A 25,302-nucleotide genomic window follows, 5' to 3' on the forward strand; every position below is an offset into this window, starting at 1 on the left:
AAGCCTCCTTGTTGTTCGTACATTGCTGTGACGTGCAACCAAATATTGAGCTAATGTTCATATGAACAAGATGTCAAATACTAGTTTATTTTAATCATAATTCTATATTTGTAATGACATCCCAAATCATGCTTGCCCTTATTATATATAGACTTTCATTCATGCTGCTATCGGACTATTCTCTTAAAATTCGACAAAATTCTAACTAGATATAGTTCTATAGAACCACTTAAAACCATATAAAAGAAAAGATTTACACAATCCTCCAAGAGCACGTGGTATATTATAGAAGTATCTTCATCTAAAAAGGAGCGTGTTCCATGATTCGTATACAGCGTTTTTCCGTCTTTTGGCCGATACTGGCTATGCTATTGGTAGCTGCGGCGGATGTTGCGCTGCTCCTCACCTTCTCCTCCTCCACCGTTCCGAATCTGTTATCGTTCGGAATCGCATTGGATTTCATGGTCATCCTGCCCTTGTTGTATTTCTGGTTCCGCGTTCGCCGTGCCGACTCCCTGAAGAGAGCCGCCTTCGTCCGTTCACTTGCAGCAGGACTGGCTGGCTATGCAGCGATGAGCCTGTTCGTTCCACCTGTAGGCACAGAATTGCAGCAGCTCCTCGACGCCTTAGCCTTGGGGTGCGGCATCAGTTTGGCTGCTTATGTGCTCTATCAATTGGTGCGAGTGCAGCGGTCGTACCGGAACTCGATTGCGGAAGGCGGAGCCGCGCTGGATGCGCTGCGCTCGGCCTTCGCCGATACGGTAAGCTCGCAGAAGACGGGCGCACTGCTTACACACGAAGCCTCAGTCTTCTATCACGCGCTGTTCAGCTGGCGGAAAAAACCTTATGCTCCAGAGCGCGCCGCTGCTTTTAGCGGTTTGGAACAGTCCAGCATGCTCGTCATCGTCATCGGCATCATCCATGTGCTTGTCTTGGAGGGGGCTGGATTTCATTTTCTCATTCACCAATGGTCGGCGCTCGCGGCATGGATATTAACCTTGTCCAACGTATATTTCATCCTCGCCCTCATTGCAGATTATCGGCTGATGAAGCTGAACCCGGTGCTGGTCACCGATCGGGACGTGCGTATCCGCTTCGCCCATGACATCTGGGCCGATGTGGAACGCGAGGACATCAATAGCGTGTGGATGACGAAGGAGCCGCTGCCGAAGGAGCTGGTGCGCGATACGGCTGTGCCTGTCTTCGGCACGCCGAACGTCATCCTTCAGTTCCACCGTCCGGTCACGGTGACGAGCCGCTTCGGCATGAAGCGCCAGATGAAGCAGATTGCGCTGTGCTTAGATAAGCCGCATGATTTTGTGACTGCGGTCATGGGTGATCGGGAGTAAGGGATGGATGGTGGATTAGGAAATTGTTTTGGGATTGACCGGGGACTGGTTTACCTATAGCCATGCGTTACTGTTCTTGGCAATGCGGCTTCTCGGCTGGGACAGTTGGTTAATAAAAGGCTGTCGAGAAAGTCTCGGCAGCCTGTCAGGTTAATTGTTAAGAAAATTATTTATTTAATCGTGATCCTTGCATTATATCTTCTTCTATCCAAGCAAGATAACCATCCAGAAACGTTTCTACTTTTGGAATAAAACCTTGTCCGAAATGATAGTCTGGATCCAAAGTCGTTATATACATATTTCCTTTATACGATTGACGATCGACGCAAATAATCGCTTCTCCCAGTTCATTAACGAGGACAGGCTCCGCTCCCGTACCAGCTTCTAACCGAAATACACCGTGATAGTGCCACTTCGCATCATTGACCGAAATCTTTTGAAATAACGGATGTTCAGCATCGACCGGATACAACGGCAAATCAGCGCCTTGATTGACCCACCAGTAAAAATTAGTCGGGTAAAACTTCCAATTAACAGGAGAAAGCCACTGTTTCTCGATTTCTCCAAAGCTAATGATATGTCCTCCCTGCTCCAAGTAATGACGGAATTGCTCCGAATTCTCGCACAGCATATCCTGATTTAAGCGGGTAGGCACAATCACGTAATCGTACTGTCGCAGCTCGGTCCGATGCAGATCTAAAATGTAAATCATATCGGTAAACCGCTGGCGGTACTTTCCTTCCTTTCTCGTAAAAAAATAATGCTGGTAGCTGACACCGCCGTATAATATAGCTGTCTTCATCGTCTTAACTCCTTATAGAGGTTGTGAACACGAAATTATACTCTCTATCGATCCAAGTCAACAACTGCTGACCCATTCTTCGAGCTGTTGTCGTGTCGGACAATCCGTATGCTAACAGATCCGTACCTGCACCTGCCAAAATCGTCCCTCTGGTCGTGTGACGATCAATATAAACAACCGTCTGACCCGCATTATCCCATAACGCAATTTCTGCATGTGCAGGCGCCTCGAAATAGCCCCGCGAGAAGAAGCCTTTTACACCGCGTCGATAATTCAGGTCGTACTCCGTTACACCACGAAAGAGTGGATGCTCATCATGAGCAAGTATGGTCCGTGCATTCGTGTCTAGTGAGCTTCGAATCCACAAGCTATTTCCGGGCAGCCATGGCAAAAATAGTTGGGCAAAAGAAACAACAATTCGTCCCTGCTCCAAAAACTGCGCTATACTATCACGATGTTGATACAAAAATTCCTCATCTATATTGTTAGGCACAATTAGGGCACCGTATGGTGCCAGTCTATCAATCGTCATATCATACAAGAACATGCGCTCTAGCCGATTGCAGTACAATTCATGCCGATACACTCGTGAGGGACTGTCCGAATAGGAATCTAAAAAAGCAATTTTTATGGGCGTCGTCATGGTGCTATAAACTAACCTCCCTAAGCATAGTCATCGTAACAAGCTTCTATTAGCGATTTGGTATACGCGTTAGCGGGATGCTGCAATACGTCCTCTGTCGCTCCCATCTCAAGCAGCATGCCGTTTTTCATGACAGCGATAGCATCTGCGAAGCCGCGAATCGTTTCAAGTCGATGCGTAATAAATAAGAAAGACATGTTATGATCCCGCTTCAATTCAGACAGTAAGCTTAAAATGTCCCGTTCTGTTATCGGATCAAGCGCCGATGTGATTTCATCGGCAATAAGCAGTTCAGGCTCCAGCGCTAATGCACGCGCAATGGCAATTCGCTGCTTCTGCCCGCCTGAGCATTCGGTAGGCAGTCTCTCTAACAGCTCATGAGGCAGTCGAACTCGTTCTAGCAGCTCCTCGACTTTCCGTTGTGACGCCAACTTCGTCCACTTGTTCAAAATAAGCGGCTCGGCAATGATGTCTTTGATTTTCCAATACGGATTGAGGGAGCGATCTGGGTTTTGAAATACGATTTGCACTTGCCGCGACTGCTCGTGGCGCTGCAAGTGCGCTTGCAGCTGTATTGGAGCTCCTCTCCAGATAATAGAACCCTCTGTCGGCTGCTGCAATCCGACAATAAGCTCGGCCAGTGTCGATTTCCCAGATCCGCTTTCTCCTACTAACGCAAATACCTCATGCTCAGGAATCGAGAACGATACGTCCTGAACCGCAAATTGCTTGGACTGACCAAAGCGCTTTGAAATATGCTTCAGCTCGAGCATCGCTTGCACTCCTTACCTCATTCATTTATAGAGGTTGTTCAAAAAGTCCGCTGCTCATGTAGTCCGGCCTACATTCCGCTGCTCCTTCTTCAAGTTCCTGCAACCCTCTCGGTGCTGAAAACCGACCTTTTTGAACTCTTCACTTATATGTCTTCGTCTTATCGATGGCATAAGCGCCTGCAGTTCACGACTGTAGCTCGTTGCAGGATGATGCAGCCACTGCTCCGCAGGCGCGTGCTCCAGCAGCTGACCATCTTTGATGATCATCATGTCGTCAGCCACCCGCAGCGCCGCCTGATGATCATGCGTAATCAGCAGCAGCGTCATCCCATGCTCTCTAACCTTAGTGACGAGCAAATTAAGAATCTCCCACTTCACGATAGGATCGAGCGCACCTGTCGGCTCATCAGCAATCAGCAGACTTGGCTTATTAATTAGCGCAAGTGCTAGTAATGCGCGGCCGAGCATACCTCCGCTTAATTCATGCGGGTAGCTGTCCAGCAGCCGATCAGAAAGCTGCACCTCTCGCAATGCCTGCTTGGCGGCAAGCCGTTTCTCCGATACAGTGATGCTTGATGCGTCCGTTCCCTGGATCGCCTCCATGAACTGTTGACCAATAGTCAACAGTGGATTGAAGCTAAGTCGTGGGTCCTGAACAATAAATGCAGCGTCGACCCAGCGGTTCATACCTTGTTCAGCACTGCTCCCATTCGTTGCACAGATGTTACTTGTGTCACTTGTGTCACTTGTGTCACTTGTGTCACTTGTGTCACTTGTGCCACTTGTCTCGCTTGAGCCATTTGTGCCGCCACTACGAATATACACCGCTCCACTCATCACATCATCCGGCAGCAAGCCGTATACAGCCCGCGCCAGCGTCGTTTTTCCTGAACCCGACTCGCCAATAATAGCCGTGACGCTTCCTGCTGCAATGGAAAAAGACATCGGCTGCAAAATCGTACGCCCATTGTGCACCACGCTTAAATCGTGAACCACAACCGCGTTATCCGATCCAGCATGAGTCGCAGTACAATGTTCAGCACGTTGAGATTGCTCGGCTGCCTTGACACTGGAATGCGCACATGGCACAGACGCAGCAATTTCACCGAAAGCAAGCAGCAGCTTGACCCTGCTGCTTGGGCTGTAGGAACGCAGCAATCTGTTCCCTTGCTGATACTCGCCTTCGCTTAATAAAGCAAGTCCAATCGTTACGAGCAGGAGCGCCAGCATAGGCGGTACAATCGTCCACTGCCAAGCTGTTGTCATCCACGTTTCGGTTTGATGGAAAGCTTGCTCCAGCATTTTTCCCCAGGTCGGTTGGTTCGGATCGCCCAGACCAAGGAAAGACAAGCTCGCCTCCATCGTCACCACCTGACGGAACGATAGAATGAACTTCGTTCGCAAGAGTGGAACGATAAAGGGTGTCAGGTGCTTTCGCAAAATATAGCTTGGCTTTCCTTGAAACAACTGTGACGCTTTAACGAATTCCCGCTCACGCAGCGACAACACAGAGGCTCGAATGAGCCTCATATATCCGGGCCAAGTAAGCAAGCCAAGCGTTACAATCAACTGCCAGACGCCACCTGATGTAAAGGCGGCTACAATAAGCACAAGGAGCAAAGAAGGCAGCACAAGCAGCACATTCGCCAATCCGTTAATCAATGGATCAAGCCTTTTGAAATAACCTGCCACAAGTCCAAGCACACCACTTAGCGTGGTGCTCAGAATGGCAACGCCTAGCCCGATTAAGAGCGTCGTACGTGCCCCGTAACTGAGCTGGCTGAACACGTCCTGGCCTAGCGCATTGGTGCCGAGCCAATTCACACTCGATGGAGTGAGCAGTCGTTCGCCATCAAATGCAAAGGGCTCTACACCTGCGAGCAGAGGCCCTGCAAGAGCTAATCCGACAAAACATGCTACTATAACGCTGCCTGCTTTTTTTGATCGGTTCATCACGATCCTCCCTGCTTTCCTGTCTGGATTCGAGGGTCAAGCAGCGGGTATATCCTATCTGCGGCCATGTTGAGCAGCAATACAAAAACGGTCATCAGCACAAAAAGTCCGTGCAGCAGCGGGTAATCCCGCGCCAAAATCGCTTCCTGCAACAAATTACCGATGCCCGGGTACGAAAATACGGTTTCTACGAGTACCGATCCGGCCAGCAGCCCGCCAAGTCGGACAACAACCATCGTTATAATAGGGAGAATGGCGTTTCGCAGAACGTGTCTGTACAAAATAGTGCCGCTGCCCACACCTTTGGCTAATGCAAATTCAATAAACGGCTCGCGCAGCACCCGGATAGCTTCATTGCGCATCAGTAAATAGATGCTGGCCGTATTCGCCACCGTCAAGGTCACGACAGGCAGAACTGCATGCCAAGACACGTCTATCAAAAGGTCCCACCAACCGTTAGGTGTATAAAAAGGCGTCGCCGCACCACCGAGAGGAAACCAATCCCATTTCACCGAAAATCCGAGAACGAATAACATCCCTGTCAAAAAATCCGGGATCGTGCTGACACTAATCATAGAGAGAAACCATCCGCGATCATGATCCCCTGCATGCCGCCATGCAGATAGCAATCCTGCAACTATGCCGATCACGATTGACAACACGGTTGCCACGCCAACGATGAGCAGCGTCCACGGGAGACGATTCATAATCACTTCATAGACTGGCATTTTATAGGTAAACGACTGCCCGAAATCGAAGGTGAATATCCCCTTCACGTAGTCCGCAAGCTGCATCCATGCCGATTCATCAAGATGATAGTAGTCCCTCATCGCTACTTTTTGCGCATCCGAGATAAAAACAGGGCCGTCTTCCCCGCCCTCCAAAAAATCAATAGGCCCCCCCGGCAGCAGCCGAGGGAGAACAAAATTCAAAAGCAGTACAAAGAACAGCACATACAAATAGGTGACAGTGTGCTTACTTCTTCGCATCGATGAATGCCGCCTTGTTGTCCCATAGCGGTATGCCGTCCGCTATACCGCCATAGGTGTTGAACCAACGGTCAAACTCAGCTGCCTTGTAAAGGAAATAAAATGGACGATGATACAAGACGAGTGTCGGCAATTCCTCTGACAAGATCATTTGCATTTCGCCTACAATCTCTTTTCGTTTCGCAGTATCCAGCTCTTGCAGCTGCTCCTGCGCTAGCTGCTGGAACTGCTGATGGTCAAACAAGCTGCCTCTGGCTGCAAATGAATTGCTCGCTTTTCCTAAAAACCATAGTCGTAAGAAGTCTGGGTCGCCGCTCAACCCGATATGCCCAGTTAGCGCCATATCGTATTTGTTCTCACCCATTGCAGAGGTGAACGTCGCCCCATCCACCTGTTGAATGTTCAACTCGATACCGACCTTTTTCAGCATCTCCTTCATCATTTGCGCTTCTTTGGAAGTTGAGGAGACTATCAGGCTCAGCTTCAAGTCTTGGCGTACGCCGTTGCCGGCTTTGCGGTAACCAAGCTCGTCGAGCATTTGTTCAGCTTTGGCCGTGTTATATTCGTAGGTCTTAACCTTGTCGTTGTACCATGGCGAATCCGGTGGAATAATCCCGCCGCTGCCCGGAATAGGTGTCCCGCCCACAATTTTGCTAGCCATTTCCGTACGATCAAGCGCATATGCCAATGCCTGACGCAATCGCTTATCCTTTAATTGCGGATGGCTATGGTTAAATACGACGCGGACCGCACTGCCTGCCGGCTCGCTCTTCATAACATGAAAGCCTTCCTTCTGAAGTTGCTCCGCTTCCCGATAGTTTAAAGTCGATGCCGCATTAATTTCATTTTTCTGCAGGGACAGCACTTTGTTTTTCGCATCCATGTATGCAACATCCTTTACGTTCACGCTTCCCTTGAAATAGTTATCATTGGCGCTAAACCAATATTGTCCCGACTTCTCATCATACTGCTTTAGCGTAAATGGACCTGTGCCGACCAGTGCTGACGGATCGCGATAAGAGATCGGTTCGCTTACTTTTTCCCATACATGCTTCGGAATAATAGGCACGATCCCCACCAGATCGCTTAAAAATGGAGCGTACTTGTTATTCAACTGAAACTCAACCGTGCTGTCTCCCGTTTTGGACACAGATTTGATTTGGCTAATGTCGCCTGTCCATGGAAACGGGTGTTCCTTTACGTATTCATATGTAAACACGACATCATCTGCGGACAATGCAGTTCCGTCATGCCATTTCACATCCTGCTCCAACGTGAACGTATACCGCAATCCATCCTCAGACACCTTCCACGAATTAGCGAGCCATGGAATAACCCCTGTGCCGTCTTTCCAGGTTAAGGTGTCAAACAAGAAGCTATTGCGCAAATACCCGCCCGGGCCTGACGACTTGAAAGCAAACGGCGATGGATAGCCGCTGTCCTGCCATCCGATTCGGATTGAAGGCTGCGCCTCTGCTGTTGAGGTTTGCAGCGCCTTTTCATTTTCTATCGGTGTAGATGTATTCGATGAACTGCATCCTGACAGTAAAATGAATGCCGTTAATAGTAAGACTAAGTATGATATTTTGCGAAATCGCATGGAAATAACACTCCTTTTCTCGACTCAAGCTGTAACGTACAAAATTTAAGATAAATTAATTGATAATGAAAATCAATATCAATAACAGGAGTGATATATGGAATAATAGCGGCATAGCTTATTTGATTCCGCTTTCATATTAAAATCTAATAGATGTATTAAAAAGAACGATAGGTTTATTGTTTTAATTGATATTGATTATCAATCTCATATTTAGTATACTCTCTACTATTCTCATTCCCCCTTAGGAGGCTGCATTCATGAAGGTTCTCGATAAAATGGAAACTTTTTTGACGTTAGCTGAATGCGGGTCTTTTTCCGAAACGGCGAAGCGACTCTTCTGCTCTCAACCGACGGTAACCAGCCACATTCAACAGTTGGAGGAGCAATTCGAGGCAACGCTGTTGATTCGCTCGGGAAAATCGGTGCGTTTGACACCACAGGGGGAAGTATTGCACAAGTATGCCAAAAAAATGGTTGCTCTATTTGATGAGGCTTCGCTGAGCATCAAGAACGCGGGTCTTTCGAGCCCTGTGCTTTCGCTATATGCCAGCAACTATATGGGGGTATACGTGCTGCCGGATATTTTGCGGCGGTTTCACCACAGCTATCCACAGCAGCATTTTGAGCTCCATACGTATCGATATACAGATTTAATCAACATGCTTATGGAGGAAAAAATCAATATGGCTTTCCTGCCTATTTATGAGGAAGACAAATATGTTCAGGCTCAATTTGATTCCTTTGTGCTGTTTAAAGATGAGTTTGTGCTCGTGCTTCCGCCGGATCATGCTTGGGCGGAGCGGAAGATGCTGTATGCTCGCGATATTGCCCGCACAACGCTGCTGCTGCCGCAAAATAGCTATTTGCAGGATTGCATTTTATCTCCGATCTATGAGTTGGGGATACAGCCAGATACGATCCATATGAGCAGCTTTGAGGTGATCAAGGAATCCATTAAGGCTGGATTGGGCTCTGCCTTTATTCCCTACTATGCCGCACGTGGTTCACTAGATGCAGGCGAGCTCATAACGAAGCCCGTATACGGTTTGCGCATCGAACGACGCAACGGATTCATTCATCGGAAGCGCAAGCCGCTTACCCAAATCGAGACCGCTTTTTGCGAATGTGCTCAGGACGCTTTAATTTTGAATTGTAACGCTTAATCATACTTGCTACGCCCTTTTTTGAATGCGTACGCTTTGGAGGCTAGACATATGTCTGTTATTCGAGTTAGAGACAACAAGGATTACATCGAAATCAGCTTTGAAGATATTAAAAAATACCATGGCGGACTGGCCCTCATGGCTATCGCTGTTGCTTTCCGCGTGCAGCAGGCCGCCATACGTGAGTTGTTCGGCACAGAGCCGCCGCAGCGCAGCATGCTCAGCATCCTATCCGGCCATGCAGGTCCTGGATTTCGCGATGCGTTTGAATTCGTCACTCGCGCTGTCACACGCGGGGCTTACAAGGTGGATGTCCATTACCCGGTGGCGCAGTACGATCCGCATCGCGCCCAGTCTTACGCCTTTGTCATCTCGGCCGTGGAAGGCGCCGCTGTTGAAGTGGCGTTGAAGGACAACTTTCTCCCGCTCGAGTTCTACGACTACTTGGCAAAAGGCCGCAGCAAAGCGATGACCACGCAGGATGTCGAGCAATTTGACAAGCTGAAGTTAGATCTTTCGCAGCAAGCGTTGGCTTGGCCACAGGAAGAGCTGCTCACTGTGAAGCGGCTCTCGTAAATTCAATGGCTGGCAGCAATTGCTGAACCTGCCAAAGTCGAGGGTTGTCATGTGCAAGTCATCCACAGCAAAAAAAAGCGTGCAAGAAGCTCTGACAACAATCAGAAGTCTCCTGCACGCTTTTCATTTTCATCTATATGATGATGTGGTCCTCAATGTGCCGCTCGTCCTTGAAGATTTCCCGAATTCGTCGCCGTTCCCGTATCCATCGGCTCCACATGCACGTGAACATGCGTAATATTGTGCTTGCGCTTCATGCTTTGCTCGATATCATCGCAGATTTGATGGCCTTCGATAAGGCTCAGCTTCGGATCGACCTGCACGACCACGTCCACGAGGACAAGACTTCCATGCAGACGCGCCTTCACTTCACGGATAGCCCGCACGCCCTCCGTGCTCTCCACCGTCTTGCGCAGCCGCTCCAGATGCGCCTCATCAAAGCCATCGGTCAATGTATGTGTCGTCTCGCGGAAAATATCCCATGCCGTTTTGCAAATCAATACGCCAACCGACAAAGCCGCTAACGGATCAAGCCAAGGCAGCCCAATCTGGGAGCCGAAGATGCCTATTGCCGCCCCGATGCTGACGAGCGCATCAGAACGATTATCCTGCGCAGCCGCCATCAAGGCTTGATTGCGGATACGTTCCGCCAGCCGCTTATTATACTGGTACACGACGAACATGACCGCTCCACACACGACAGCCACCCATCCGGTAATCGGATTGGGCGTCGATGACTCGCCGTTGAATAGGGATCCAATTGTGGACAGGATAACCTGTATGCCGACAGTCGCCATAATAAATGAGGCAATGAGCGCAGCAATCGTCTCCGCGCGCAAATGACCGTATGGATGATCGCGATCTGGCGGCTTTTGGGAGATTCTTAAGCCTATGAGAACAGCCATGGAGGCAACAATATCGGTCAAGTTATTCCAACCATCCGCTTGCAGCGCCTTCGACTGATAATAGAATCCAATGGTCAGCTTCAATGCAGATAAGGCAATATAGGCAGCGATGCTAATCCATGCTCCCTTTTCTCCTTGCTTCATGTCCGCATATACGTCTGCGCTCATGTTATACCCTCCCCGCACCATTTACCCGAAAACGATATAGGATATAAAAAAGTTTTCTTCCCCTCACAATTCAAAATAGCTGAAAGGTTAACTTTTTTATGTTCATGATTTCATTTACATTTTTTCGGATCCCTATCTTAACAGACCGATTCCGTGTGGGTCTAGAGAAACAGTGTTGACCCCTGAAACAACTCTTGAACTGGCAAAAACCTGTTGCTTCTGGTTAGAAAAGTTGAGTCTGATAAGAAAAGTTGCTAGGGGGCAACAACGCCCCATCTAGATAGGATGTGCTTCGGGGAGGACAAGTATACCCGAGGTAATTAGATAACGTAGGTCTTCAACTGCTGTGCGTCCCATTTGACCTTGCGCCCGCAGCCAGAGGCCAGTTCGCGGACAGGGGCGTACACTTTGCCGTCAATGAGGTAGCCTGTCATCGCTATCGATGAAGTTGAGGCAGCATTTCCTTGCAGCTCGATATGAACTTGGCGGACGGGAACGCTGCGCGGTTCGTTAGGGCGAGCTGCGGCTTCATGCTCCCGCAGACACTGCTCAACGAGCGCCATGAACTGCTGCCACTGCGGCAGGAGGCGGGAGGGGCATGCTTTCCCGCTCCAATGGCGGTGCGGCACGATGCGCTCCAGCGGAATGCCGTGCTTCAGCGACAGCATCGCAAGCAGCTGTGCCGCATTGCTCCATGCCTTAGGCTCGTCCATCCCGGCGTACATGCAAACCTCGACGCCAATGGACAGCGCATTGCCGGGACCCGCTCCATCGCCGGCGTGCCACCCCTGCTCGTCATCACGTAAATGCTGATATACGGAGCAATCGTCCACCGTGTAATGCCAGCTTTTCTGCGCTCCGCCGCTGCCGTTCAAAATATATCGCGCATGCGCCTCCGCCGTCGCACCCGGATCCATGTTGTCCGTATTATGCACCGTAATGTACATCGGCTTCATCGGACGGCTTGGCTTGTTCGGCCTCCCGTTAGGCAGAAGGCGCTGCTTAACCTCGATGCTCATCATTCATTCCTCCTTTGCCTTTCAACACCTCGACCGCTTGACGAATAGCCGGCGGCAGCGGCACGCCCATCCGCCCCCCGTTTTCGATAATCGATAGCAGTTCGTTGGCAATATAGAAAAAGATAGTCGCATCTCGCAGCAAATGCTGATCCCCCAATACGGTGTCGATCTGATGCGCAATCGCTACAATCAGAAAAATAAACACCTTGCGCGCAATGCCGATAAGGCCAACGCTGCTGCGCAGCTTGCCCTCCGTTCCCGCTGCCATCACGCCAGTGGCGTAATCTACTACCGCAATAATGACCAGTACTTGCAGCAGCAGCGGCCATCCGCCGAACAGCAAGGATGTGGTTCCCGCTGCCATCGCGACTCCTGTTTTGAGCAGTACGTCGATTCGTTCCATTATGTTTCCTCCTTTCGAGAATAAAAGTGCCCTCAGCTGCAGCCGAGGGCATAAAAATAGCGCCTTCTTAGTAGGTGGCGCTTACTCTATTTTTTCTAGCATCGCTTGTACGTCGCCTTTCCATCTCAGAGGCACAGCATCAAGCGTTCTAAGTCCCTTTTTAATCAATTCGCAATATACTGTGATTCCATTTTCGGCTAGAGCGTCTTTCAGGAGAGTGTTGTCCTGCTTGAGTTGCTCGTTTTAGCTATACAACTCCCAAACTAGGCTCTCAATCTGTCATAATCGTAATGGAGCCGACTCTGACCTTATTCAAATCCAATTTGAGATAGGATCATCAATGTGCATACCTTTCTCGGTCGTATAGTTCGGCACGGGATTGCAATAGATGCTGTTACGATTGCGTTGTCGTCGTAAACCACATACTTTGGTCATTCCTTCTAACCGTAAAAAATATCTGAATAAACACTAATTATCCCGTAGAAACCATTTTGATATCGGCGAACTCCCCCACAAATTTTAATAGGTCCTGAAGTATTAAGATTACTTGAGATATCTTGGTCTAAGTATCGACCCTCTGAACCACTAACCAGTATTTTTCTATGCAACAAATCAATCGTAAATCCGCTGACACTTTGTCCTCCACTCAACACTTCCTGTACATTTCCTGCACTATCTGATATACCTAACCAAGGTGTTACATTCCCCGTCCACCCCTCTAACGTTAATACAAACTTATTAGAGGATATAAAAGTAGCAAAACCTATTCCGGCTGGCAATGTGGCTATATCAACGTTGAATGGTTTCCCAATAGGTGGCCACTCAGAATGTCCATCGTAACGTACATCTACTCTTATATTTCCAGCAAGACTTGTTCTTATCTGCCCAATCTTCCCCTCCAATTGATCAAACGTATCATTCGCGGATGCCGGAACTCCCTTGGCGTTGATGGCACCCGCGATTTTGTTTTTCGCGTCAACGCCAGATTGCTTTAGTTCTTCGTAATTGAGGGTTGTGAGTACGTCCCGCCAGATTGACCAACTAGTCTCAGTACGTGTGCGGTACATGATGCGTTGAGACGTGACCGATGTGAGCGTTTGGATGATATACCCCCCTCGAGCGCACCTAACCTCTAATACCGTCCAATCCACATTTTGCGGGATGTTCTGGTAATTGGCGGAAGCGCCGAGTTGAAAAATACCTGTCTCTTTAAAATCGTTCAAGTTCGCATTTTTTGATGTCTTTTGTGCAAATGTGATGGTTTGCAACCCATCTACATACCCCTTCGTGTTCGCCTCCGCTTGATTTGCCTTTGCCTGTGCTCCCGCGGAGGTTTCCTTTCCGTCCCAAGCAACAGCACGGGATTCCAACGTTTTTCCGTCTTCAAGGAACGTTGTTTTGGCTTTTCCATGCGGATAATAATTGTTACCTTGGTCGTCTTGTATCAAAATGTTTCTATTTTCAGCCACTCTTCGCACCTCCTATTGCTTCTTAAAGAAGATTTTCACTTGTTGCGCTGCGCCATAACTTGTTCCGTATTTCACGCTATCACCCGGTTCCCCTTTATCGCCTTTCATACCAGCATCTCCTTTTGGACCTTGAACTCCTTTTAGTGTCGCCCTTCGGTCCCTGGGCGCCAGGCTCACCTTTATCGCCTTTTGGTCCCTGTGCTCCAGTCGCGCCTTTGTCTCCCTTCAGGCCTTGGGCACCTTGGAGTCCCTGAGCTCCCGTTGCTCCCTTTAAGTTGCCACGTTTTGTCCAAGTTGTAGCTGCCGTCTTCTCATATACGTCACCATTTGCCGTATTCAGAGCCCAGTCGCCCACAGCGCCGAGCGAAGCTGCTGGTACTGCCGCCACGTTGTGCATTTTAGAGCCGTCGTTGCCTTTTGGTCCTTGCGCCCCTGCTGCGCCTGTGTCACCTTTTGGCCCAGCCGCTCCCGCAGCACCTTTGTCTCCTTTCGGACCCACAGCTCCTTGTAGACCCGTATCTCCCTTATCACCTTTATCGCCTTTTGGACCCGCAGCTCCTTGTGGACCCGTATCTCCTTTAGGACCTTGTTGCAGGACCAAGTTCTCAAGATACGCTTGTAGATTTTGTCCGCTTTGCATCAATACCGCTCGTGCTTCCGTTTCAGGTACTACCGTTTCGAGCACTTGCCCAGTCTTCTCATCTAGAAGTTGAATCTGTATGATGTTTGCCATGTGTCGTATCCTCCTATTTCAGTTTTATCCCCATCGTAGGCGATACTTTTATCGTTCCATCTGCCGGGGGAAGCGGAGCCTGATCGGAGATGCACCAGTAGAACGCCCCCTTTTTTCGCTCGGGAACCGGCGGCGGTGAAGATGTCACAACGATACTGGTCTTGTCGGCAATGACCTGCGTGATGTCTTCCTTCGAAACGGCATTATCCTGCAGTTCCTTGAGCGCCTCATACGTCGTGTTCATATGCCAGTTCATCCAGGCCGCCGGCGGCTTGTCCATGACGTTATAGCCTTCGGTGATTTTGGACTCCGGCGGGCGGATGCCTGGCTTCTTCCATTCGGGAAGCGGTTTTTGAAATGCCATCGTGTAATCCCTCCTCATTTATTCATGACGGCAGTATGCCGTCGATACCATACCCGCTCCAGCACAGCTAGATCGGTATCGCATAATCATTCCCCGGCACGTACATATCCCCGAGTGTGCCACCCACGGTCATCGCCTCGTCGGCGAGGCCATGACCGTCTTGCTCCAGCGTGTCGTATACCGACGACAGCGCAAAGGTGCCGGTCAGCTCGACCTGGCCGACGCGTACCCCGGCGGCGACGAGGCGCTCAACGAGCGAAACGAACTGCGACGGACTCAAGCCCACGCCGCTCAGCTTCTCGTACGGCACCTCGTTCACGTGAATCGCCGCCGGCTCGGGGTTGACCGGGTCGTTGTACCGCTCGGACAAGCGGAACTCGCCCGGCTCCGCGTTCAAGGCCAGCGCCAGCACCTCGATGACCGAATCGAGGTTGCCGCTCGCGTTCATGCGCGCCAGCTTGGAGCGCAGCAGCAGCCGGTACACCTCGTCCGTCGCCTGGCCGCGCGGCTGCCCGAGATTGCCGCCGAGCATGTCGAGCGTCGCTCCCTCCGCCTGCTCGATGCTCTTCCAAGCGGACATGCGCTGCACCGTCGCGCCAATCTCATTCATCTGCTGCAACCATACGTCGGCCAGAATAGAAAAACGGCTGCCTTCCTTCGCGATAACGTCAGACAGCATGTCCATCACGTCGTTCAGCTTAAACATGCGTCACCGCCACCTTGATCCGCTCCGGCGCCACCCGCGCTACGTGATATAGCGGAATATCCACATTGCCGCTCACATATTCGCCATCCGCCAGCTTCACCTTCAAGTCCATCACTTCCTCGACGCCGATCACATTTTGCACCGTCGTCAGCAAACGGCTGTACACGATGCGCGAGCCTTGCGCCAGCCCCGTGTAATCCTGCTGGTCGGCCCCTATGCCGCCAATATACTGCGCAATCGCCGTCACAATATCGTCCGCGCCGCGCGCAGGGAACGTCGGATTGGCCGACACCGCCGCCTCCACATGCACGTCCAGCATCGTCATGCGGCTGAACCGCACCTCATGCTCGCTCCCGCTCACATCGCGCACCTGCACGCTTTCCGTGCCGTCCGTGCCGATTCCCGCCGCCTTCTTGTCGAAGATCGCCTTCGCAATCTGCTCCGACTGCCCGCCGTACACGTACGCGCGGACCGACTTAGGCGGAATGCCTTCCGCATCCGTATCCATCGTATTATTCACGCGAACCGAAGCCGACTTTACATCTGGCAGCTGCAGAAGCGCGGATACGATCGCATCGATCGTCGCTGCATGGCTGCCATCCCGCGCCGCACGCAGACGATCCCGGAACTCGACGTCATTTTCCCGCTCGCGTCCGTCGATCATGCCGCGGGCATTCGTCACGCCCGTCAGCTCCTTCACCGGATTCATCAGATCCGTGATGGATCCGGCCGGAACATTGCCGGATATTCCAGCCACCACCGCCGTCAAGTTTACCGTGCCACGGCCTGCATCATCCAGCGTGCATGCGGCTGTCGTCGTGAACCAGACTCCCGCCTTCGTCCCAACCTGCAGCCCCGCCTGAACCGTATAGCCCGCCGTCCCGCTCAGCTCAATCGAACCGTGGGCCGGCTGCTCCAGCTTGCGCCGCAGCCCGTAGAACACCGCCAACGCATCCAGCTGCACACCGGTCGCATATTGAATGTACGACTCGTGATAGACCTGCTCCACGTCCTCCCACAGCACCGACAAATGCCACGCAAACACCTGCAGCATCATGCCCAACGGCGACGTCTCCGACGTGTTGATATCCTGCCCGAGCCGTTTGCCCAGCTCAGATACCATTTCCTCATAAATATCGTTATACGTTTTGCGCTTCAAACCCGCTTCCGTCAGCATAATTCAACTCAACCTCCTCTCCATCCGCACTCATCATGACGAGGCGCATAGACACCGTCCGCGCACGCTCGTCCCAGTCTATTTCCAATTCCTCCACCGACTGAATGCGGGGCTCCTCGGCCAGACAACGCATAACCGCCTCCCGGATGCTATCCTCGTCCACCTGCTTGCCCATCATTTGATCATGGTCCAACCCCATGTCAGGCGCAAAAAAATACTCGCCCAAACGAGTCCCCATCCGTACCCGCACCGACTGCGCCAGCTCTTCGCGCCCGTCAATCCAAGCGATTTGCCCGTCAGACACCTGAATATCCCCGTCTTTCAAAGCCCAAGATTTCATTCGCCTGCCACCTTTCCCACGATAACGCCCCCGCCGCCATTCGTCTCCGTAAAAACGACCAGAACGCGGCTTCCAGCTTCCAAGACAACCTCGGATGCCTGCTGCACAACGGGCAGCTGATAGCGAATCAACCCGGCTTCCCCGTCCAGCTCCACATCGGCGTCTGCCGCTCCCATGCGAATAATGGTGCCGAGCTGCGCGCCCGCCATGCCAGACAGCCTGTGATCCATCCATGCCTCCAATGCGCCGACCGCGCGATTGGCTCCCATGGCGTCCCCTCCTTTCCCTCTCTAAAAAACGAACTTGCCAGCAAAACGACCGCATAATCACTCCGCAGCCTCATTCCTTGACCAGATCCACTTCCGTGATGAACTGCTCGCCCGAAATCGTATGCTTGCCCTGCTTCACCTTATACACGCCCTCGAAATCCTCGCTTACGAGCCGGATCTGTGCGCCGGCATGCAGACGATGATTGAGCAGGGAAGTCGCCCGGACTCCTTTTGACTTCCCCTCTTCAAAAGACTGGGGACTGTCGATAAGCCCGCTCTCCGGAGACAACGCGACAAACGTGCGGCTCGTCGCAACCATATTGGCCGCTTGAAAATACAGCTTGCCCTGCATCGTATACGTGCCCAAGCCGCATGCCGCCGCGGCGCGCCGAATCGCGTTCAACGGATCGCCCTTGACCACGAACCCCTTCGCATAGGTGTGGTCGGCGGGTAGCCGCAGCTCACCGTGCGGAATCTGGGCCCGGTTCAACAGGTCCCTAATAATCTCGCTCGCCTTGCTGCCCGGCCGGTACGTATGCACCATGTCATACACCGACACCTGCAAGTCATCCTTCACTTGAATCGTCGTCACCCGGTCCATCTGCTCCCGCTTCGTTCGCACCTCGACAATGTTGCCCTGCAGCACCGTCCCGAGATCCGTTCCGTAGCCCGCATTGACGATGACACGCATGCCCGTTTTCAGATTGGCCAACGTATGCTTAGACAGATTATAGAGCTCAACCGTCGATTCATTCGGCTCCTTGTCGTCATCGAAATCGACTACGACCCGGAGCGATAGATCCTCATACGTGAGGCGATAGCCGCCAATAAGCACTTCGCAATTGCGTTTATACAAATATTCCATCGTCTTCTCCCAGATGCATGGACACAGACTGACCGAGCGTATCCCAAGTGACGTGATCTTCCGGGTTGTCGCCGTAAGGCACGATCAACTCCAGCGGAAAATCGGGCGTTTCCATGCTCTCGAACAACGGCACTCCCCACACCAGCTTGACGCCAAGCGCAAGGGGAATATCCCCTTCCAGCAAATCAACCGTAAAATAATCATGCCGCGCGTTGTAACGCACCTCGAACGTATATGTCCGTTCCCCCAAATCCATGTCGAACGAATAAGGGACAAGCTCCTTGTCAATGACAATGACCGCCATCCATCTTCCTCCTCTCTGCCAAAAAGGCGCCTACCTTTTCTCCCGCCGCGTCAGGCCACCCGGATATCCATGCCCGCCTTCAGCGTGGCGTAAGAGCTGATATTGTCATTCATACCCCACAACACGTCGACCGGGATACGGAACTTGGCCGCAATCGAGTACCAGGAATCTCCCGACTGAACGGTATAGGTCCGGTACGCATACTTCAGATTCGGATTCACCTTCTTCTGCTTCTCCGTCGCCTTCTGCCCAATGGACAACATCATGCCAATCGGCGGCGGCACACTGGGATCCAAATGAGAATTCCATTCGCGGAGCTGCCTCACGCCAATGCCGTAATAGCGGGCAATAGATTCCCATCTCTGTCCCGCTCGCACAATATGCGACCAGGGCTTTGGACGGTATGACGTGTTCCGTTTGCCCGAACGGACCTTCGGCTTCACCGCCGCTTTGCGCTTCGGAGGAAGCTTCGTATACCGGATCGTCACGACATTAATCTGCTTGAGCGTCAGCGAGAAGCTCATGCCGTTGCCGATCGAGCTGTCATGCGCCGTCCGCAGGCTCGTAATGACGCAGTTCAGCAGCATGTTGCGTCCGGTATATTGCAGCAGCGTGCCCGCGTTCATCGCCTTCACGAGGCGATGGCGGTAATTCGACGCCTGGGGCCCGAGAATGAGCCCCTCCAGATGCAAGCTGACCGTATCCTTTTGAATGTGATCCGTTATCGTGCCGCCCTTTTCAATGTTGTGGCTGCTAACCTGAACCGCGTATTCCGGCTCCTCCGACGTGACGAACAGCTCGATTCCGCCCAAGCGGCTCAACTTCGTCTTAATAGGACATCGCCCCTTCCTTCGTAGTTAGCGGCTGCGGCATTTTGCTCGAAATGCTGCGCTCGAACGAACGGAACGAGGCGTCGAACTGATCGCGTGCGATGCGCTTGATTTCCTCAATCATGCGCATGTCGATATAACCGTTCACATTGAGGTTCATGACGACGTTGCTGTTCGCGCTCACATCCATCGACCCGCCCCCGCCCGGCAGCGGACCCGGAATGTTAAGCGGCGGAGCGGCCGTGATGCCGTTCCCCGTTCCGGTCATATCCGAATAAGGCCGAGGTGATACCGGAGCGGACAAGGAAGACATGGGCGCTCCACTCTGGGCGCGCAGCGCAGCTGCCGGCGGCTTCATCTTCGGAATGATCCGATTGGTTGACGGGATCTGTTCAGTAGCCTCTTCGTCCTCTTCATCCTTCGGCAGCAAATATTTCTCTGCGGCCCATAGACCGGCATCCAGCACCAGACCTCCCAAAAATCCCGCAGGGTTGAGCCGTAGCAGCTTCGTCGCTTTGCTGGCCACCTTCGCCCCTTTGATGAGCTTGCCGAACCAGCTCGTCTTCTTCGCGGCGGATGCCGCTTTCTGCACGGTCGCGGTCGTCTTGGCCGTTGTCTGGGCCGAGGCGGCTGCCTGCTGGACTGGATTCGGCATCGGGTTCATAGCCGTACGCACGGATTGCGCGGTATGCGCCATGTCCATCGTCGTCTGCGCGGTCGTCGCGGCATCGGCGAGCACCGTGGACGGCGCAGACGCTTCGGAGCCAGAGCCGGCCGATCCCATCGCTGTTCCCGTTGCGGCTGCCCCCAACGCTCCTCCCGCTCCTGGCAGAGATCTGACTGCGGGAGCCTCGGACGGCTCGTCGTTCTGCTTGCCTCCGAACCCTCCGAACAAGCTTAAACCTGCTCCAAGAAGTCCGAGACCTATCCGCCTGCCGAACCTGCCATTGCCAATCTTCGGCGGCCTCTTTGTCTTGCCGTGTGTTTGTTTTCTCGTCTTCCCAATCGGGCTGCCTTCCGCGTGAGCCGCCTTGCCCATCTCTCCAGCATTAGCACTTGTCGCAGGAGCGCTAATGGCGCCTTTTCCAGTGCCGGATGAAGCTTCGGCAACGGGCCTCATCGAGGAAGGCGATTTATTGCCGCCTCTCCATCCGCGCCGGCGATAAGTGTCGGTTCGCCGCGGCGTTTCCTTTTGGTCGCTGCCCTCTCGGGACGCCGAGGAGCCCTTCTTTCCGCTTCCTTTTCCGGAACGCTTGCCTTTGTCATCCTTGCCCGAATCGAACATGCCGCCCATATTGCCGGAGCCAGTGGTTCCCGCGCAGCAGCAGCATTTGCAGCCGCCTCCGCCTCCTTTGAACTTGTCCTTCACCCACTTCACGTTGTCTGCAAAGTCCTTGAACGGCTTGAACATGTCATTCATATCCTGCGTCAACGTCACGGGCGCCGACTTCATAAATGGATCGTTCCATTTGGCGGGCTTGTCCTTCGCTCCCGCGGGGACTGCTCCCGAGCTTTGCCCGACGACAACCTTGACGGAAGCTTGGGCTTGGGCGATGTTCGAGCTATTGGCGCTGGCCAGAGAAGCTGAGCCCGCCTGTCGAGACATATTGCTTGCCAACAGCGAGCTTGCCAGCTTGGCCTGCCGTTTCAGCTGCTCCGTCTGATCCCGCATCGCATCCTTCAGAATGGTGATGACCGGCTTCAAATCGCTCAACCTGCCGTTCATCGATCTCAGCTCGCGGTGAATGGCTGTAGATACCTGTGCATCCATTTCTTAGTTCCCTCCTTTCCCGAACATCCACTCCATGGCGGAGGCGGCTTCGCATAGCTCCTCGATGCTCATGGCGTCCGCCTCCGCATACGTAATGCCGCCCCGGCTATTCAACACGACATGCCAAAATAGCTGCCGGAGCGGATTCGTGGAAATGGAACGTTTATACGATGGATGATTCGGGCTCCAAGGGTGTATCGACCATCCCTAAAAACCGCGCGCATTCCAGCCAGAGCGGAGTTAAGAGGTCGGATTTGTCTTCGAGCGCCTCCCAGCTGAGGCGCGGGGATACGATCACATGCTTGAGGAAGAAATCCATCGAAGACTCCAGCTTCCAGCCGCCGTCTGCCTTCAGGGCAACGTCGTACAGCCGCATCAAGGCACGCGCGCCTGGATGCTGCAGGACGTAATCCTCGCCCTCCAGCGTTACTGTCGTTTGCTTGCTCACATTGATTCACCCTTTCCCAGTCGTATTTTCGTTACATCACCTGATGTGTATAGTCCAGCACTTGAATCTCGTATTCGCGATCCTCAAGCTCCGATCCGTATGCCGCTGCCGGCAGCTTCTTCACGATGGCCTGCGTGCCGCCAATCCGCTCGCGCGGTTCATTATGGGACACGACCCAGATGTCGAATATCTTCTTTTCGCGTGCGAGACGATGGAGCAGCTCCAACTGCGGAGATGTTGACATGAGCGTTAATTTCACCGTGCCGAGCGGATTGTTTTTGTGAGCAATGGCAACTTCGCCACGAGCGCCAACGTGCGCCACGGACTGCTCTTCATCCTTCTCGCAGGAGACGAATGTGTTCTCTCCGAATCCCGTAATATACTTGCCGTCCACGATAACGGACACTTGCTTTGCATCATAAATGCCGATACTCATTGCTATCGCACCTTCCTTTTCCTGTACGGATAAAATTCAATGAATTCTAACAGCTTGGCTTGTCCAAGCCGTATAAATGAATAATTTCGTAAAACGTCTTCCCTACCGCTCCCGCTTAGAAGCGGATGACCCCTTTAATGCGCACCTGATGGACCGCGCCGGCAATCTCGAACCAGAACGACCCGCCCCGATAGTCACGGTTGGCTCGATCGCTTGGATCCACCTCATTGCGCAGCAGGAAAGAAGTGCCGAACAACGGCTCGCCGCTGTCATCCGCGGCGATGATGCCCATGCGGAACGCTTCCTGGAGCACATTGACGACCGTGCTCTCGATCTGCGCAATACCTGCGTTCGTATACGGCACCTTGTCAGACTGATTGAGCAGTTGCTGAATTTGCGCCTCCATGCGGGCACGGACATAATCTCGCGACATGATGACGTCGATATATTCGCCGGATACGGTCTTGCCTTCCGACGTGCGGGCTTCGCCTTGCTTGTTCACGTAAGTGAAAGCTCCGCCGTCATGAATTTCCATCAGCTCGCTTGCCGTCAGCTTGAGCGGCGCGATGCCGGTGCATGCCTTGAATTTCCAGGTAACGGAGCCAACATCAGCGGAACCAACCGCGCCCACGAGCGCCGCATCAGGATACGCATCGGCGTCAGTATGATAGAATGCCGCGGTGCGCGTATATCCTTTCGCCTTCAACGCCTGCAGCTTCGTCTTGTCTGCAACCCGAGTGACAAACAAGCGATAGTCCTCCTTCTCCAGCTCTGCCGCAAGGGCTTCTACCGTCGCAGGACCATTGTCGGCGGACAGCAAATAGTACCACCCCATATCCAACACGGCACGCAGGCGGTCCACCGCCGCTTCCTGCTCGTCGTGTGCCGTAATGGCAATGCGGGCCGGAGAGCGATCTCCTTGGCCGAAGAGGGTCTGCGCCATTTTGTATTCTGGCGTCGCCTCAGCGAAGTCGGCCTTCACCGTTGCCAGATCGCCATATTCCTTGTAGGCGGAACCGCCCTCTTTTTTCCCGAGAATCAGTGGTATGGCGAAGGACAATCGTCCCGTCGGCTTCTGCAAATCAATCGTTACTTGCACGTCTTGCAATGTCATCTTCCCTTCACTCCTTTGATTTCATTGGATTCAACTGAATCGTTGCTACGGACGGCACCGTCCGTTCGAAGCGGTCCTTCATGCGCAGCTTGACTTGAAGGCCAAGCCCCGCATGCGGCTCCGTCTTCCATTGCGCTGGACTGATATGCACCATCGCGGCCGGAATGCTCTCGAGGCAATCCACTCCGTCGGTCCACAGCCAGCCCAACATGTCCCGGCATCGTTCAACCATCTCCATCCGATCGCCCGCTCGGATAAGAAGCAGCCACTCCATTTCCACCACCTTGTCCACAGCGCCCTGATGCTCCGATTGATTCGGCGTGCAATCGATGTACGGGGAAGCGACATCATAGGCAATGAGCGGCAGCGAGCTGTCCGGCTGGAGCGCATCCACGCTTATGACAGGCAGCTGCAACGCCTGACCCAGCGGCATGATCCACTGTTGAACGATATCCCGATATGCAATCAAATTCCATCACCTCCTTGGAATCATCCTGAAGCATCCTTCTGCCGCTGCTTGCCGACGACCCGCTTCTTTGAAAACTTACGGGCTGTCTTGGAGATGCGGCTTCTGTGCTCACGATGTCCACGTTACTAGTATAGAACGGCGAACACACGTTTGGTTTAAAGGGAATTATTAGTTTTTTGATGATTTCTTTTAATATTATCATAAGAACAAATGTTCTTGTTTTTGTGGTATAATGGGTATACCTGCCACGGTGTTCAATTTAAACAACCTCAAAGTCGTTGTGTTCTATAGGAAGTTTGTTACTACCGAGAAGGATGCGCATGCGCGCAAAACGTGCTGCAGGAAGCATTCGCGAAGAAGATTCAGCATTGCTGTTCATTGATGGAAGCGACTCATCTTACAAGCATTTTCTTGCATGTCTGGCATGAGCGCCCAGCATGATTCTTAGACAACGACAGCGGAAGCATTTGCTCTTTATAGCGAACGCAAGCTTCGATGCCGTATTCCCTCTCGGGACGATGGATGAGCAACAAGGGATATTTTAAGCAACTATTACTAAGAGTGCGTGTTCAAAAATGACACTTTTCAGTACCGAGAAGCCCAAGTTTTCGCAAGAAAACTTCATCGAAAGCATACCTCGAAGGAGGAACAGAGTTACAAGTTTGACTCTTCACGAGTGAATGCAAGCTTCGATACCGAAATACCTCTCGGGATGCTTCGTGATCAAAAGGCGACATTTTGAACAACCTCTAAGAGTCGAAATGAAGGAGGACTTGCTTGATGATACCGATGGAATATATGGAGATACCTCACATGGAAACGATGGATGCCAAACAAGCGAAAGCCCGCATCGAGGAAGTGTTTGCTAAATACAGAATGTGCAAAGTAATGAAGTTTGCGGTGCGCGAAGCGAAGATCACGGCGAATTACGAGACAAGAGAGAATGGGGCTACGAACCGGATCGGAGACCCGACGGCTGCGATTGCTGTATATAATACAGACAAGGCGAGCGAATGCCTTGCTTTCTGCGAACTGGTTGAATCGATTGTTAACGAGTTGGAGCCGGACGAGCAGCTGCTTATCCGCGAGCGCTATATGAAGGCAGCCCGCATGACCGACACGAAAGTGTACTGCTTCAGCTTCGATCCTCCGATCAGCGCCGTCACCTACGGACACATTCGTAAGCGGGCGTTCGAGAAGCTGCTGCACGCCTTTCAATACGCATTCCGCCCTGCCCATACCACGTAACCACCCCCACCTGCATCGGCATTAACGACAACATCGCCTATCCTTATGCCACCCGGCATCACGCGGGTTGAGAGGATAGGCGATTGTCGTTCAGTCAGCCGCTTCACCGTAGCCGTTCACATCTTGACATTGCTAGGAATCAAAAACAGCGCCCCCAAGTGTCTCGTTTAGATTGAACGTGATTCGCTCATCCGAACCTTTGCCCCACTCTCCCCTTCCATCAGAAAGCCGGACGGACCTTCTCGACTCTCGACGCTACCAGCCTAGCTGACCTTTTGGGCGGACGGGCTGCTTCATCCACGCCTTTACTCCGTTCTACCCTTCCATCAGAAGGCCGGACGAACCTTCTCGACTCTCGACGCTACCAGCCTAGCTGACCTTTTGGGCGGACGGGCTGCTTCATCCACGCCTTT

General features: G+C 52.3%; 29 protein-coding genes. 4 read left to right on the forward strand and 25 right to left on the reverse strand.

Features of this window, described 5'->3' with window-relative positions; all coding sequences use genetic code 11:
* The first annotated feature begins 320 nt into the window (after window positions 1-320).
* Entirely contained in the window at window positions 321-1,349 is a 1,029-nt protein-coding gene (locus tag A372_RS0119990; RefSeq protein WP_019422673.1) for a hypothetical protein, read from the forward strand.
* Window positions 1,350-1,515: 166 nt separating this feature from the next.
* Here A372_RS0119990 and A372_RS0119995 read toward each other — a convergent pair whose 3' ends face one another.
* The 6 genes from A372_RS0119995 to A372_RS0120020 are packed head-to-tail and all read right to left on the reverse strand — an operon-like array spanning window position 1,516 to window position 8,109.
* Window positions 1,516-2,151 carry a hypothetical protein gene (locus A372_RS0119995; RefSeq protein WP_019422674.1) on the reverse strand — a complete coding sequence of 212 codons (636 nt, stop codon included), beginning with the start codon at window positions 2,149-2,151 and terminating at the stop codon, window positions 1,516-1,518.
* A 4-nt stretch (window positions 2,152-2,155) separates the two neighbouring features.
* On the reverse strand, window positions 2,156-2,794 hold the full coding sequence (locus A372_RS0120000) for a hypothetical protein (RefSeq protein WP_019422675.1): 639 nt from the start codon (window positions 2,792-2,794) through the stop codon (window positions 2,156-2,158).
* A 20-nt stretch (window positions 2,795-2,814) separates the two neighbouring features.
* On the reverse strand, window positions 2,815-3,567 hold the full coding sequence (locus tag A372_RS0120005) for an ABC transporter ATP-binding protein (RefSeq protein ID WP_019422676.1): 753 nt from the start codon (window positions 3,565-3,567) through the stop codon (window positions 2,815-2,817).
* Window positions 3,568-3,621: 54 nt separating this feature from the next.
* The gene (locus A372_RS0120010; RefSeq protein ID WP_019422677.1) at window positions 3,622-5,520 is read right to left on the reverse strand and encodes an ATP-binding cassette domain-containing protein; all 1,899 of its coding nucleotides are present in this window, start codon (window positions 5,518-5,520) and stop codon (window positions 3,622-3,624) included.
* Window positions 5,520-6,509 (reverse strand): ABC transporter permease, encoded by a 990-nt coding sequence (locus A372_RS0120015; protein ID WP_019422678.1) that lies wholly within the window; start codon window positions 6,507-6,509, stop codon window positions 5,520-5,522. The genes A372_RS0120010 and A372_RS0120015 overlap by 1 nt, the downstream gene beginning before the upstream one ends.
* Window positions 6,496-8,109 (reverse strand): ABC transporter substrate-binding protein, encoded by a 1,614-nt coding sequence (locus tag A372_RS0120020; protein ID WP_019422679.1) that lies wholly within the window; start codon window positions 8,107-8,109, stop codon window positions 6,496-6,498. The genes A372_RS0120015 and A372_RS0120020 overlap by 14 nt, the downstream gene beginning before the upstream one ends.
* Window positions 8,110-8,369: 260 nt before the next feature.
* Between A372_RS0120020 and A372_RS0120025 the strand changes: the two genes are divergently transcribed.
* Window positions 8,370-9,275, forward strand: coding sequence for a LysR family transcriptional regulator (locus A372_RS0120025; RefSeq protein ID WP_019422680.1), 906 nt, complete (start codon window positions 8,370-8,372; stop codon window positions 9,273-9,275).
* A gap of 51 nt (window positions 9,276-9,326) precedes the next feature.
* The gene (locus tag A372_RS0120030; RefSeq protein ID WP_019422681.1) at window positions 9,327-9,851 is read left to right on the forward strand and encodes a hypothetical protein; all 525 of its coding nucleotides are present in this window, start codon (window positions 9,327-9,329) and stop codon (window positions 9,849-9,851) included.
* Window positions 9,852-10,003: 152 nt separating this feature from the next.
* Here A372_RS0120030 and A372_RS0120035 read toward each other — a convergent pair whose 3' ends face one another.
* From A372_RS0120035 to A372_RS0120125, 19 genes are all read right to left on the reverse strand, one after another.
* The gene (locus A372_RS0120035) at window positions 10,004-10,924 is read right to left on the reverse strand and encodes a cation diffusion facilitator family transporter (RefSeq protein ID WP_019422682.1); all 921 of its coding nucleotides are present in this window, start codon (window positions 10,922-10,924) and stop codon (window positions 10,004-10,006) included.
* A 320-nt stretch (window positions 10,925-11,244) separates the two neighbouring features.
* Complete coding sequence (locus tag A372_RS0120040) at window positions 11,245-11,943, reverse strand: N-acetylmuramoyl-L-alanine amidase (protein WP_019422683.1); 699 nt, start codon at window positions 11,941-11,943, stop codon at window positions 11,245-11,247.
* Entirely contained in the window at window positions 11,927-12,346 is a 420-nt protein-coding gene (locus A372_RS0120045) for a phage holin family protein (RefSeq protein WP_019422684.1), read from the reverse strand. The genes A372_RS0120040 and A372_RS0120045 overlap by 17 nt, the downstream gene beginning before the upstream one ends.
* An 81-nt stretch (window positions 12,347-12,427) precedes the next feature.
* The gene (locus tag A372_RS39620) at window positions 12,428-12,559 is read right to left on the reverse strand and encodes a CD1375 family protein (RefSeq protein WP_443146844.1); all 132 of its coding nucleotides are present in this window, start codon (window positions 12,557-12,559) and stop codon (window positions 12,428-12,430) included.
* Between the two features lie 227 nt (window positions 12,560-12,786).
* Window positions 12,787-13,815: a pyocin knob domain-containing protein gene (locus A372_RS37995; protein ID WP_019422685.1), complete on the reverse strand. Its 1,029-nt coding sequence runs from the start codon at window positions 13,813-13,815 to the stop codon at window positions 12,787-12,789.
* A 94-nt stretch (window positions 13,816-13,909) separates the two neighbouring features.
* On the reverse strand, window positions 13,910-14,548 hold the full coding sequence (locus A372_RS34375; protein WP_051004519.1) for a collagen-like protein: 639 nt from the start codon (window positions 14,546-14,548) through the stop codon (window positions 13,910-13,912).
* 13 nt (window positions 14,549-14,561) lie between these two features.
* On the reverse strand, window positions 14,562-14,912 hold the full coding sequence (locus tag A372_RS0120065) for a hypothetical protein (protein WP_019422687.1): 351 nt from the start codon (window positions 14,910-14,912) through the stop codon (window positions 14,562-14,564).
* Between the two features lie 67 nt (window positions 14,913-14,979).
* Window positions 14,980-15,618: a hypothetical protein gene (locus A372_RS0120070; protein WP_019422688.1), complete on the reverse strand. Its 639-nt coding sequence runs from the start codon at window positions 15,616-15,618 to the stop codon at window positions 14,980-14,982.
* On the reverse strand, window positions 15,611-16,795 hold the full coding sequence (locus A372_RS0120075; protein WP_019422689.1) for a baseplate J/gp47 family protein: 1,185 nt from the start codon (window positions 16,793-16,795) through the stop codon (window positions 15,611-15,613). Before A372_RS0120075 ends, A372_RS0120070 begins: the two co-directional genes overlap by 8 nt.
* Window positions 16,758-17,135, reverse strand: coding sequence for a contractile injection system sheath initiator (locus A372_RS0120080; RefSeq protein ID WP_019422690.1), 378 nt, complete (start codon window positions 17,133-17,135; stop codon window positions 16,758-16,760). The genes A372_RS0120075 and A372_RS0120080 overlap by 38 nt, the downstream gene beginning before the upstream one ends.
* Window positions 17,132-17,404, reverse strand: coding sequence for a hypothetical protein (locus A372_RS0120085; protein WP_019422691.1), 273 nt, complete (start codon window positions 17,402-17,404; stop codon window positions 17,132-17,134). The genes A372_RS0120080 and A372_RS0120085 overlap by 4 nt, the downstream gene beginning before the upstream one ends.
* A gap of 70 nt (window positions 17,405-17,474) precedes the next feature.
* Window positions 17,475-18,269 (reverse strand): phage protein, encoded by a 795-nt coding sequence (locus tag A372_RS0120090; protein WP_019422692.1) that lies wholly within the window; start codon window positions 18,267-18,269, stop codon window positions 17,475-17,477.
* Window positions 18,253-18,573, reverse strand: coding sequence for a phage baseplate plug family protein (locus A372_RS0120095; RefSeq protein ID WP_019422693.1), 321 nt, complete (start codon window positions 18,571-18,573; stop codon window positions 18,253-18,255). Before A372_RS0120095 ends, A372_RS0120090 begins: the two co-directional genes overlap by 17 nt.
* A gap of 50 nt (window positions 18,574-18,623) precedes the next feature.
* Window positions 18,624-19,385, reverse strand: coding sequence for a LysM peptidoglycan-binding domain-containing protein (locus A372_RS0120100; RefSeq protein ID WP_019422694.1), 762 nt, complete (start codon window positions 19,383-19,385; stop codon window positions 18,624-18,626).
* A 16-nt stretch (window positions 19,386-19,401) separates the two neighbouring features.
* Window positions 19,402-21,174: a hypothetical protein gene (locus tag A372_RS35555; protein ID WP_026011183.1), complete on the reverse strand. Its 1,773-nt coding sequence runs from the start codon at window positions 21,172-21,174 to the stop codon at window positions 19,402-19,404.
* Between the two features lie 163 nt (window positions 21,175-21,337).
* Window positions 21,338-21,622 carry a hypothetical protein gene (locus A372_RS0120110; protein WP_019422695.1) on the reverse strand — a complete coding sequence of 95 codons (285 nt, stop codon included), beginning with the start codon at window positions 21,620-21,622 and terminating at the stop codon, window positions 21,338-21,340.
* 31 nt (window positions 21,623-21,653) lie between these two features.
* A complete protein-coding gene (locus A372_RS0120115) occupies window positions 21,654-22,058 on the reverse strand; it encodes a phage structural protein (protein WP_019422696.1) in 405 nt (134 codons plus the stop codon).
* A gap of 115 nt (window positions 22,059-22,173) precedes the next feature.
* Window positions 22,174-23,172, reverse strand: a complete 999-nt coding sequence (locus A372_RS0120120; protein ID WP_019422697.1) for a DUF3383 family protein — start codon at window positions 23,170-23,172, stop codon at window positions 22,174-22,176.
* A 7-nt stretch (window positions 23,173-23,179) separates the two neighbouring features.
* Complete coding sequence (locus A372_RS0120125; RefSeq protein ID WP_019422698.1) at window positions 23,180-23,641, reverse strand: hypothetical protein; 462 nt, start codon at window positions 23,639-23,641, stop codon at window positions 23,180-23,182.
* Between the two features lie 780 nt (window positions 23,642-24,421).
* Between A372_RS0120125 and A372_RS0120135 the strand changes: the two genes are divergently transcribed.
* A complete protein-coding gene (locus A372_RS0120135; protein ID WP_019422700.1) occupies window positions 24,422-24,889 on the forward strand; it encodes an ArpU family phage packaging/lysis transcriptional regulator in 468 nt (155 codons plus the stop codon).
* Window positions 24,890-25,302: the final 413 nt, after the last annotated feature.

This window comes from Paenibacillus sp. OSY-SE (assembly GCF_000283315.1).
GTDB classification, from domain to species: domain Bacteria; phylum Bacillota; class Bacilli; order Paenibacillales; family Paenibacillaceae; genus Paenibacillus_B; species Paenibacillus_B profundus.

What these genes read in the sequence shown, in the direction of transcription:
- A372_RS34375 (WP_051004519.1), bottom strand. Translation starts at nt 14,548, where the DNA reads ATGGCAAACATCATACAGATTCAACTTCTAGATGAGAAGACTGGGCAA.
- A372_RS0120005 (WP_019422676.1), bottom strand. Translation starts at nt 3,567, where the DNA reads ATGCTCGAGCTGAAGCATATTTCAAAGCGCTTTGGTCAGTCCAAGCAA.
- A372_RS0120095 (WP_019422693.1), bottom strand. Translation starts at nt 18,573, where the DNA reads ATGGCGGTCATTGTCATTGACAAGGAGCTTGTCCCTTATTCGTTCGAC.
- A372_RS0120020 (WP_019422679.1), bottom strand. Translation starts at nt 8,109, where the DNA reads ATGCGATTTCGCAAAATATCATACTTAGTCTTACTATTAACGGCATTC.
- A372_RS0120075 (WP_019422689.1), bottom strand. Translation starts at nt 16,795, where the DNA reads ATGCTGACGGAAGCGGGTTTGAAGCGCAAAACGTATAACGATATTTAT.
- A372_RS0120015 (WP_019422678.1), bottom strand. Translation starts at nt 6,509, where the DNA reads ATGCGAAGAAGTAAGCACACTGTCACCTATTTGTATGTGCTGTTCTTT.
- A372_RS0120045 (WP_019422684.1), bottom strand. Translation starts at nt 12,346, where the DNA reads ATGGAACGAATCGACGTACTGCTCAAAACAGGAGTCGCGATGGCAGCG.
- A372_RS0120030 (WP_019422681.1), top strand. Translation starts at nt 9,327, where the DNA reads ATGTCTGTTATTCGAGTTAGAGACAACAAGGATTACATCGAAATCAGC.
- A372_RS0120040 (WP_019422683.1), bottom strand. Translation starts at nt 11,943, where the DNA reads ATGAGCATCGAGGTTAAGCAGCGCCTTCTGCCTAACGGGAGGCCGAAC.
- A372_RS0120035 (WP_019422682.1), bottom strand. Translation starts at nt 10,924, where the DNA reads ATGAGCGCAGACGTATATGCGGACATGAAGCAAGGAGAAAAGGGAGCA.
- A372_RS0120090 (WP_019422692.1), bottom strand. Translation starts at nt 18,269, where the DNA reads ATGGAATATTTGTATAAACGCAATTGCGAAGTGCTTATTGGCGGCTAT.
- A372_RS0120080 (WP_019422690.1), bottom strand. Translation starts at nt 17,135, where the DNA reads ATGAAATCTTGGGCTTTGAAAGACGGGGATATTCAGGTGTCTGACGGG.
- A372_RS0120135 (WP_019422700.1), top strand. Translation starts at nt 24,422, where the DNA reads ATGATACCGATGGAATATATGGAGATACCTCACATGGAAACGATGGAT.
- A372_RS0120070 (WP_019422688.1), bottom strand. Translation starts at nt 15,618, where the DNA reads ATGTTTAAGCTGAACGACGTGATGGACATGCTGTCTGACGTTATCGCG.
- A372_RS35555 (WP_026011183.1), bottom strand. Translation starts at nt 21,174, where the DNA reads ATGGATGCACAGGTATCTACAGCCATTCACCGCGAGCTGAGATCGATG.
- A372_RS0120025 (WP_019422680.1), top strand. Translation starts at nt 8,370, where the DNA reads ATGAAGGTTCTCGATAAAATGGAAACTTTTTTGACGTTAGCTGAATGC.
- A372_RS0120065 (WP_019422687.1), bottom strand. Translation starts at nt 14,912, where the DNA reads ATGGCATTTCAAAAACCGCTTCCCGAATGGAAGAAGCCAGGCATCCGC.
- A372_RS0119995 (WP_019422674.1), bottom strand. Translation starts at nt 2,151, where the DNA reads ATGAAGACAGCTATATTATACGGCGGTGTCAGCTACCAGCATTATTTT.
- A372_RS0120010 (WP_019422677.1), bottom strand. Translation starts at nt 5,520, where the DNA reads ATGAACCGATCAAAAAAAGCAGGCAGCGTTATAGTAGCATGTTTTGTC.
- A372_RS0120120 (WP_019422697.1), bottom strand. Translation starts at nt 23,172, where the DNA reads ATGACATTGCAAGACGTGCAAGTAACGATTGATTTGCAGAAGCCGACG.
- A372_RS0120000 (WP_019422675.1), bottom strand. Translation starts at nt 2,794, where the DNA reads ATGACGACGCCCATAAAAATTGCTTTTTTAGATTCCTATTCGGACAGT.
- A372_RS0119990 (WP_019422673.1), top strand. Translation starts at nt 321, where the DNA reads ATGATTCGTATACAGCGTTTTTCCGTCTTTTGGCCGATACTGGCTATG.
- A372_RS0120085 (WP_019422691.1), bottom strand. Translation starts at nt 17,404, where the DNA reads ATGGGAGCCAATCGCGCGGTCGGCGCATTGGAGGCATGGATGGATCAC.
- A372_RS0120115 (WP_019422696.1), bottom strand. Translation starts at nt 22,058, where the DNA reads ATGAGTATCGGCATTTATGATGCAAAGCAAGTGTCCGTTATCGTGGAC.